The organism is Mucilaginibacter sp., assembly GCF_041663085.1.
In the GTDB taxonomy this organism is placed as follows: Bacteria; Bacteroidota; Bacteroidia; order Sphingobacteriales; family Sphingobacteriaceae; genus Mucilaginibacter.
This window is the reverse complement of record NZ_JBAZRC010000184.1, coordinates 1-8,563: the sequence shown is the minus strand read 5'-3', so window position 1 is coordinate 8,563 and position 8,563 is coordinate 1. Positions and strand designations below refer to the sequence as shown.

Here is an 8,563-nt window from a genome sequence, read left to right as displayed (position 1 = left end):
TTTCGCAAGCTGAAAGCTTGATTTGTTTTGGGTCTAAGTTGAAAACTTAGACCAGGGTTTTACGAGCATCAGCATTTAACATCTTTCTTTTTTGCCGCAATGCCGCCGCGCTTATCCCATACTTTTTTAATGTATTCGGTTGCTACGGGCACTTTGCATGAGGTGCCATTTTTATCAACCGTTACCACGCCTATTTTATTCGCCGTAGCCATGGCTTCATTAGCCAAAGCCGCTACATACGAGCCGGCCGAAATAACAAAGCTGTTCATATGATAACACACCCTATCTTCAGACTGGCGGATATCTCGCCCGGCCCTTTTAAGCAAAGCTCCTAATTTTTCTATATCCAGTTCACTATCCGGTCTCAACGCTACAATATTACTCAGTGCAGCCCAGCCACTTGCGGCAACATGTCCTACCGGGCTATCTATCCATTCCAACGCCAGTTCAAAACCATGCGGGTTACCGGCAGTTACCCACGGCACGGTATACTCGCTGATGTTGTTTGAAACAGCCTGCTCAACCCAGGCTTGCAGATCAGCTTTAGTCATTTTTTCATCATCGGCTATCAGCCCCGCAAGGTACATGGCATCAGCATTGCCGGTGGCAAACAGGTCTTTTGCAAGTTGGTAATCCATCTTAACTTTTTTCTGTATCGGCTTTAAATATTCTATTTTAACCCCGAAGAATGGTTCTTTAACGCCGTGTTTCACTAATATCTTCTTGATACTTTCGCTGCCTTTTGATTGCAGTTCGGCCATAATTTCGGTAACATTCATGGTGCCTGGTTTGAATAATAAATTTAGATATTTTCACATTTAATACATACAGGCAAAATCAAATACTATTTTTGATGCTTCTAATTTAACCGTCCCTAACCCGTGTCAATAATCCACCTATACAAAAAAGCTTACAGCGGTTTATCGCCAAACAGCTGGTACCTCAGCGTGGTGATGTTTATCAATCGCAGCGGTACAATGGTGGTGCCTTTCCTGAGCATTTATTGTATTAACCAGCTTGGTTTTAATGTGGTACAGGCCGGCTATATTATGGCACTATTTGGTGCCGGATCTATAGTTGGTGCCTTTATAGGTGGAAAACTTACCGATAAGATAGGCTTTTATGACCTGCAGGTGGTTACGCTTTTAAGTGGGGGCATCCTGTTTATCATCTTGGGTTACCAACGCACCTTTTTATCACTGGCTATCGGCACTTTTATACTCAGTTTTTGTAACGAGGCATTCAGGCCTGCAAACTCTACGGCAATTGCGCATTACAGCTCGCCCGAGAACAAGACCCGCTCCTATTCCCTAAACCGGCTGGCAGTAAACCTGGGCTGGGCATTTGGCGGTGGCTTGGGCGGCTACCTGGCATCCATCAATTACCATTTATTGTTTTGGGTTGATGGTTGCACCAACATATTCGCGGCGCTAATGTTGCTAAAGCTGATGCCACGCGCAGCTATCAAAAAATCGGAAATTAAACCTGTGGCAACAGGTCCTGTTTCATCGGCTTATAAGGATAAAACCTACCTGTGGTTCATCTTCCTGTCTACCGTATTTGGCTTATGCTTTTTCCAGTTCTTTATCATGGAGCCGGTATTTTATAAGATCAACTGGCACTTTGGCGAGCGTTTAATAGGTTTCCTGCTGGCGTTGAACGGCATCCTGATTGTAGTTATAGAAATGGTGCTTATTAATTACCTTGAAGGTAAAAGGCACGCCTTAACTTATATTGTTTGGGGTGTGTTGATAACCGGGTCGGGCTTTGTATTGCTCAATATTTTGCCAGCTGGTGTAGCAACGGCTGTGCTGGTAGTTATACTGGTAACCCTGGGCAAGATCATGAGCATGCCTTTTATGAACAGCTTTTGGATAGCCCGTACCAACAATTATAACCGCGGCGAATACGCGGCGCTGTATACCATATCGTGGTCGGTAGCGCAGGTAGTGGCGCCTGCTTTGGGCAGCCAGGTAATTAACTATGGCGGTTTTGCACATTTGTGGTGGCTGCTGGGCATTCTATCAGTTTTAACAGCCGCTGGGTATTATTTACTTTATCTCAGCAACAACAAAACGGCTATAGAAACTGTTCCTGCCGAAGAGATAGCCACGCTGCCCGAACAATTACCTTAAATTGTACCTATGAAACGTGTTTTAATACTTGATCTTGATAATACCATCTATCCCGTTAGCTCTATTGCCGACCACCTGTTTGCAAAACTGTTTAAGCTGATTGACGAGAACCTTGGCGAAGCCGATAGGCAAGCCGCTGAAAAAGCGAAACACGAGCTTACACGACGCCCCTACCAGCATGTAGCCGATGAGTTTGGTTTTAGTGATGAATTGAAGCAGCAGGGCATGCAAATGTTAAGCAACATCAGGTTTGAGGAACCGATGTACCCATATGAGCAGTACAACGATCTGCGCCGGATCCCCATTGATAAATTCTTGGTGACCACCGGTTTTACCAAACTGCAAATGAGCAAGGTAGCGATGCTGAACATTGGCGGCGATTTTAAACAGGTTTACGTGGTAGACCCGGAGCAAAGCAACCTGACCAAAAAAGATATTTTCCAAAAGATAATGCGGGAGAATGGTTACACCAAAGAGGAAGTACTGGTTATTGGCGACGACCCAAAATCAGAGATCAAGGCGGCCATTGAACTGGGCATCGATACTTTTCTTTTCGACCCGATGGACAGGTACCCCGACACCGGTGTTACCTACCGCGCCGCCCATTACGGCGATGTGGCGCAAATTGTGATGAAGTAGCGGTTTAGGGCTATCCCAGGGCTCCCCAAAGAAATCCGCGGGCGAAAAAAGACGAATCAAGGCCGAAAAAATCCGTTTTAAGGGCGCCGTTCACTGCAAAAAACCTCAATTTTTCAATACCGCAACCGTAACAATCAATTGCCCCAAATGCCGCATGGTATGCTCCGCGCTATGCGTATAAAGCCCAATTACGGTTGACGGCAGTTGCGCCCGGCCTACCCCCCTAAAATCGGTTAGCCGGTTCCCATCCTCCTTGCCCAATTGCTGCAAGGCTGCGTTAACCTGATCATTAAAATTTTCAACTAATTCTAAAACCGTGTATGTTTTTGTGGTCGGTTTGCCTTCGCCTTGCAGGTAATTTAGTTGCTGTTCGGTCAATGCTTCGCCGCGTGCATAAGTAAAAAGCCTGTCCAGCACTCCTGCCAAATGCTGCAAATGAAAGCCCGGCGAAGCCATCCCGGCAACTTTCTCCCACAGTAACGCATCCGGAAAATTAAGCATTAAGGCGTTCAATTCCTCGCGTGCCTGCAATAAAGCGTGTGCAACTGGCTGTAACAAAGCAGGGGTATCTTTTAAAGGCCCGCGCAGCCAAACTTCGGGGAGGGTATTATTTGCCATACATCAAATGTAATTAAAGGTGTACTTTATCGCATCAGCAAAAAGTAAAAGCGTAAATAAATGTTTGCACAGCTTTATGGTATAGCTATTGCATTGCTGCGTATAAATGAATTTCAATATGACAATATCTGCTACTATAAAAAGATCGGCCCTGCCGGTATTCGTGTTTCTGTTTTGTGTACTTACCTTAACCATCCAAAGCTGTAAAAAGAAAAGCCGCTCTGACCTGGGCGCCGAACTTTTTAAGAAAACCCAGAATAAGGTATTTAAAGATGCCACCCCAGAAGGGCTAGCCGAAGTATTTAAAAAAGTACTGGCAAACGATAAAGCTAAACTTGCCAATCCTAAGCTTATCTCTTCCTTTTATGAGGGGAATGATTACGACCCGGTATTTGTAATGGATCATATTTTTAATGGCGATGTTGACCTTACCGCCAGCTATTTTGAAAAAGCAAACGAACACGGGCTTGATCCGAGGATGTTTAAGGCTGACCAGATAAAACAACTGGTTGCCAAATTCAAGGATAAAAAAGCCATTAAAAATTTAGATGAGGCTTACCATGACATAGCCGAACTGGAGATATTGACAGCTAATTCGCTGATCAATTATTCAAGCGCTTTAGAGTATGGCATGATCAGTCCGCGTAAAATATACTCGCGTTACTTTACCGCAACTAAACGCCCGGATAGCACTTCGATGCTAAAAACCCTGCGTGCAACAAACCTTAAAGCTTACCTGGATAGTATCCAACCAAAAGACCCGCAATACCTGATACTGCAAAAAGCCTTGCTGGCCGGCGGTACTGCACAGGGTATGAGCAAAGAAGAAACCCAGCGTTACCTGGTAGTAAATATGGAGCGCCTGCGCTGGAAGAATAAGCCAAGCCAGCCCGAATATGTAATTGTTAATATTCCTGATTACCGCCTGGATGTGATGCAGAACGGTAAATCTATCCTGAACATGAAGGTTGTAGTTGGCGAAGGCCGCAATACAGACAATGCAAACACTTTAGTTGAATACGATGATAGTGATAAGATAGACCGCCCTTTTAGCCGGGAAACCCCACAGCTTAACAGCATGATACACAGTGTGCAGGTTAACCCGGTTTGGAACATCCCGCAAAGCATTGCCAGTAAAGAGATAATGGTTGAGGCCGCACAGGACCCTTACTACCTGTCTAACAAAGGTATAGATGTGTATGAGAATGGCAAAAAAGTGGAAGATCCGGAAACCATCGACTGGTCAAAGGCATCAAAAGACAAGTATGAATTTAAACAACGCCCCAGTGATGATAATTCCTTAGGGAAAATAAAGTTCCTTTTCAACAATAACAGCAGTGTTTACCTGCATGATACTCCTGCAAAAAGCGCGTTCACAAAAACTATGCGTGCTTTAAGCCATGGTTGTGTTCGCCTTGGCGACCCGCAGGCATTAGCAAAAGCGGTATTTGGCGAAGGTGCTACCTATGATAAAATTGTTAAAGCTATGAGTGAGGATAACCCCGAACCTACCACTATTGCGTTACCTAAAAAGATGCCGGTTTATATTACTTACATAACCTGTTGGGCCGACGAGAATAACACCCTGCAATACCGCCCCGATGTTTACGGGTTAGACGTGGTATTATACGCCCATCTGCAAAAGTTTCTGGCCAATGCAGAGCAGGTAGCTTCGTTGTAAGTTTAAGATTGAAAGTATAAAGTTATTTCAAAAAGAAAGCCCGTCGAGTTAAGCTGACGGGCTTTTCTATAATAATTTAGTTTGTTTAAAGCTTAGCCATAGTAGCCGCCCCTGTTGTATCGGGCGCTATAAAATTGGCCGGTGCAGTATCATCAAGCAACTTTGAAGTATAGTTCCTATCGTTACCATTAATATACAGCATAGAACCGCCTTTTATGGTATTGATAACCTTGTCAGATACCTCGGGCGATACAGCAGGGCAACCAAAACTGCGGCCTAAACGGCCTATCTGGTTAATGGTATTCTGGCACACGTAATCGGCAGCATGTATTACAATACCACGCGCACGCGCAGCGCTGTTAATGCCTGCATCTAAACCATCCAGCTTTAACGAACGGCCGTGTTTACCAAAGTAAACTTCACTTGCCAAATAAAAGCCCAGGCTGCTTTGATGCGACTCGTCGTTGTTTGAAAAACGACTGGCCATATCATCACCACTACCCTGCCCGTGAGCAACCCATGTGTTTAATATCAACGATTTATTTAATATATCGATGATCCACATACGTTTTTCACGGCTCGATTTTGTAAAATCGACCACAGTGATGACGTTGCTGTTTGGAGATAGTTTGTTAGCTAGTTTAAGGTTTAAATAACCAGTAACGGCTTTTTGAAGTACTGCTGCATCCATACCGGTTTGCTGCAGGTTTGCTGTATTATAAATATCAGATACGTATTGCGCAAAAAGTTCTTTTGCACCAAGTTTTTTTGTAACCGTACTGTTTGTCTTGATCGCGCTAAACGGTTTCCAACTGATAACCGTAATAGAAAATAACAATAAAGCGCCAATGATCCACCACAAGTGTTTCCTCATAAATATTGGGTTTAATAGTTAGTTTAAATTGGTAACAAGTCTTCCAATGATGTATTATTAGATGAAATTGTTAATACAAATATACGCAAAACCAATAAAAATATTGTCACAGCAGTCTAATAGTCTACTATCATGAAATTTTATATCCATTAAATTAAACTCAAAACTTTTTAGAATATTATTAAGGCTGCATATTTATAACGCACAGATGTTGGATAGATTTACCCGCACTGTCAAACGCTGCTTTTGTAACAAGCGTTTTCAATTTACTCCCCCGCCAGGGCCTGTTAAACAAAAAAGGTTACTGAGAACAGCAACCTTTTAAAACTCTTAGTAGAAAGATCTTATTTATTCCAGGTGATCTTTTCTTCAATAGGTGTTTTTCTTTTGCCTTCGGGCTGTACATCTGTATAACCCAGAAACAGAACGCCTAAAACGCTATCCTCGGCTCCTAAACCAAAGTGATCGGCATATGATGGTTTTAACACCATACCACCGGTACTCCAGAAAGCACCGATATTTAACGCGGTTGCACCCAGCAATAGGTTTTGTACCGCGCATGATGCTGCTATCACTTCCTCAAACTGCGGTATCTTTGGCAGATCGCCACGTTTTTGGTACGCTATAATAACATGCGATGCGTTGTTAGCCTGGTTTTGAAAATTTGTGTATACAGTTGGGTTAAAGCTTTCGCCGGGGTTAGCAGCTTTGTATAGTTCGGCGTGTTGTGCGCAGTAAACTGTAGGGTCTTCAAACACAATGAAACGCCAAGGCTCGGTGTTACCATGGTTTGGAGCCCAGTCGGCCAGCTCTAATATAGAAGCGATATGGCCATTCGGGATCTTGTTACCGTTCATGGTCGACGGTTTAATGGTACGGCGGGCCTTGATGTTATTTGCGATTGCTGAAAATGTAGTGTCCATAGTTGTAAAAGTATAACAGCCTGATTTAGGCATGCGCAAAAATAGAGAAATAAGTTGCATGAATAAATATTTTAAGAGGGATATTATTTACCTTTCTGAGCGATTAGTTAACCATCAATACAGCAGGGAATAAATGAGTAACTGGATAAAAAATTATAGCGGAATGATTTGGCTGATAGCCGGTATTATTGCAGGCAGCATTGCCGGTGTAGTGCTGGGGCCACGGGCCGAAATACTAAAACCAATAGGCGATATATTCCTGAACCTGTTGTTTGTTGCCGTGATACCTTTGGTGTTTTTTGCCATTTCTTCGGCCATTGCCAATTTACATGGCTCGCAAAAGCTGGGGCGTATTATGAGTGTAATGTCGGCAGTATTTTTGGGCACGCTGATCATGGCGGCGCTGCTTACTATTATTGCTTTATGGCTTTTCCCTATAGGCCAAACGTCATTTGCGGCAGCTGGTACCCCCCCTGCAGAAACAGGCAAAAATCTATCCGGCGACCAGATAACCCAACTGTTTACTACGAGCGAGTTTTTCAACCTGCTATCGCGTAAAAATATGCTGGCCATGATCATCTTTGCCATATTGGTTGGTTTTGGCGCACGCAGCGCAGCCGAAAAAGGCAAAGCATTTGTGCAGTTTTTAAACGCGGGGAATGAGGTGTTTAAGCACGTATTCGGCATCATCATGAAAGCCGGCCCTATTGGCTTAGGCGCATATTTTGCTTACCAGGTAGCCGTGTTTGGCCCGTCATTATTTGGCACTTATGCCCATGTGTTGGGTATTGGCTATGGCGTAAGCTTGTTTTACTATGCCGTATTTTACAGCCTTTACGCTTTTATTGCCGGTGGCATAAAGGGCATTAAACGTTACTGGGAAAACAACATTATTCCCTCGGCTACTGCGGTGGGCACCTGCAGCAGTATTGCCACTATACCTGCCAATTTAGATGCAGCCAAAAAAATGGGTGTTACCGACGCTATTGCGGGGATAACTATCCCGTTGATGGGTACTTTGCATAAGGATGGTTCCAGTATTTCTTCTATCCTGAAAATGTCGGTAGTATTTGCAATGTTCGGCAGAAGCTTTGACAGCGCCGAAGTGATCATACTGGCGCTGGGCATGACAGTATTGGTAAGTATTGTTGAAGGCGGCATCCCCAACGGCGGCTACATCGGCGAGCTGCTGTTTATATCGGCTTACGGCTTCCCACCCGAGGCCCTGCCACCCGCCATTATCATCGGCACATTAATTGACCCCGTAGCCACGCTATTAAACGCCACTGGCGATACAGCAGCCGCGATGCTGATTAATAGATTTGCCGGGGAGAAGCAGGTGGCGTAGTCAGGTTTATGCAAAGATGCTTAAGTCTGAATACTGGATTTGTTTCACCAGCGAACCGCACATAGGCTTAAGGTTTTACCGCTTTACCAATAAGATTGACATCAACTAATTTCAGCCTGTGGTCGGTGTTATCACCGCACCACTATCCGAGTTATTATTATATTGCATTATGCGTCAGGGTATAGAGTTTTTCACGGCAACATGTTTAAACTGGCAAGCATTGCTCCAACCGGAAGAACACAAACAAATTGTACTTGATAGTCTTCGTTTTTTAGTATCTAACAAAAGAATATGGCTTTATGGATATGTTATAATGCCAAACCATATACATTTATTATGGTGTAA

The 8,563-nt window shown here is 43.9% G+C and carries 8 protein-coding genes; 4 read left to right on the top strand and 4 right to left on the bottom strand.

From position 1 onward, the window contains the following. Positions 1-68: 68 nt before the first annotated feature. Positions 69-779 (bottom strand): DNA alkylation repair protein, encoded by a 711-nt coding sequence (locus WC615_RS21425; protein ID WP_372980094.1) that lies wholly within the window; start codon positions 777-779, stop codon positions 69-71. Positions 780-881: 102 nt separating this feature from the next. On the opposite strand from WC615_RS21425, the gene WC615_RS21420 reads away from it, so the two are divergent. Next, a complete protein-coding gene (locus WC615_RS21420) occupies positions 882-2,135 on the top strand; it encodes an MFS transporter (RefSeq protein WP_372980093.1) in 1,254 nt (417 codons plus the stop codon). A gap of 9 nt (positions 2,136-2,144) precedes the next feature. Continuing rightward, the gene (locus tag WC615_RS21415) at positions 2,145-2,774 is read left to right on the top strand and encodes an HAD family hydrolase (RefSeq protein WP_372980092.1); all 630 of its coding nucleotides are present in this window, start codon (positions 2,145-2,147) and stop codon (positions 2,772-2,774) included. A gap of 105 nt (positions 2,775-2,879) precedes the next feature. Here the strand turns inward: WC615_RS21415 and WC615_RS21410 are convergent, their stop codons facing one another. Continuing rightward, positions 2,880-3,392: a DinB family protein gene (locus WC615_RS21410; protein ID WP_372980091.1), complete on the bottom strand. Its 513-nt coding sequence runs from the start codon at positions 3,390-3,392 to the stop codon at positions 2,880-2,882. A 118-nt stretch (positions 3,393-3,510) separates the two neighbouring features. Between WC615_RS21410 and WC615_RS21405 the strand changes: the two genes are divergently transcribed. After that, entirely contained in the window at positions 3,511-5,073 is a 1,563-nt protein-coding gene (locus tag WC615_RS21405; RefSeq protein WP_372980090.1) for a L,D-transpeptidase family protein, read from the top strand. 85 nt (positions 5,074-5,158) lie between these two features. On the opposite strand, the gene WC615_RS21400 is transcribed toward WC615_RS21405, so the two are convergent. Together WC615_RS21400 and WC615_RS21395 are read right to left on the bottom strand one after the other, a co-directional pair. Further along, the gene (locus WC615_RS21400) at positions 5,159-5,947 is read right to left on the bottom strand and encodes a murein L,D-transpeptidase catalytic domain family protein (RefSeq protein ID WP_372980089.1); all 789 of its coding nucleotides are present in this window, start codon (positions 5,945-5,947) and stop codon (positions 5,159-5,161) included. A 344-nt stretch (positions 5,948-6,291) separates the two neighbouring features. After that, entirely contained in the window at positions 6,292-6,870 is a 579-nt protein-coding gene (locus WC615_RS21395; RefSeq protein WP_372980088.1) for a nitroreductase, read from the bottom strand. A gap of 133 nt (positions 6,871-7,003) precedes the next feature. Here WC615_RS21395 and WC615_RS21390 point away from each other — a divergent pair, with 133 nt between their 5' ends. After that, the gene (locus WC615_RS21390; RefSeq protein ID WP_372980087.1) at positions 7,004-8,218 is read left to right on the top strand and encodes a dicarboxylate/amino acid:cation symporter; all 1,215 of its coding nucleotides are present in this window, start codon (positions 7,004-7,006) and stop codon (positions 8,216-8,218) included. Positions 8,219-8,563: the final 345 nt, after the last annotated feature.

Coding starts and splice junctions, on each gene's coding strand:
- WC615_RS21400 (WP_372980089.1), bottom strand. CDS start 5,947: ATGAGGAAACACTTGTGGTGGATCATTGGCGCTTTATTGTTATTTTCT.
- WC615_RS21415 (WP_372980092.1), top strand. CDS start 2,145: ATGAAACGTGTTTTAATACTTGATCTTGATAATACCATCTATCCCGTT.
- WC615_RS21395 (WP_372980088.1), bottom strand. CDS start 6,870: ATGGACACTACATTTTCAGCAATCGCAAATAACATCAAGGCCCGCCGT.
- WC615_RS21425 (WP_372980094.1), bottom strand. CDS start 779: ATGAATGTTACCGAAATTATGGCCGAACTGCAATCAAAAGGCAGCGAA.
- WC615_RS21410 (WP_372980091.1), bottom strand. CDS start 3,392: ATGGCAAATAATACCCTCCCCGAAGTTTGGCTGCGCGGGCCTTTAAAA.
- WC615_RS21405 (WP_372980090.1), top strand. CDS start 3,511: ATGACAATATCTGCTACTATAAAAAGATCGGCCCTGCCGGTATTCGTG.
- WC615_RS21390 (WP_372980087.1), top strand. CDS start 7,004: ATGAGTAACTGGATAAAAAATTATAGCGGAATGATTTGGCTGATAGCC.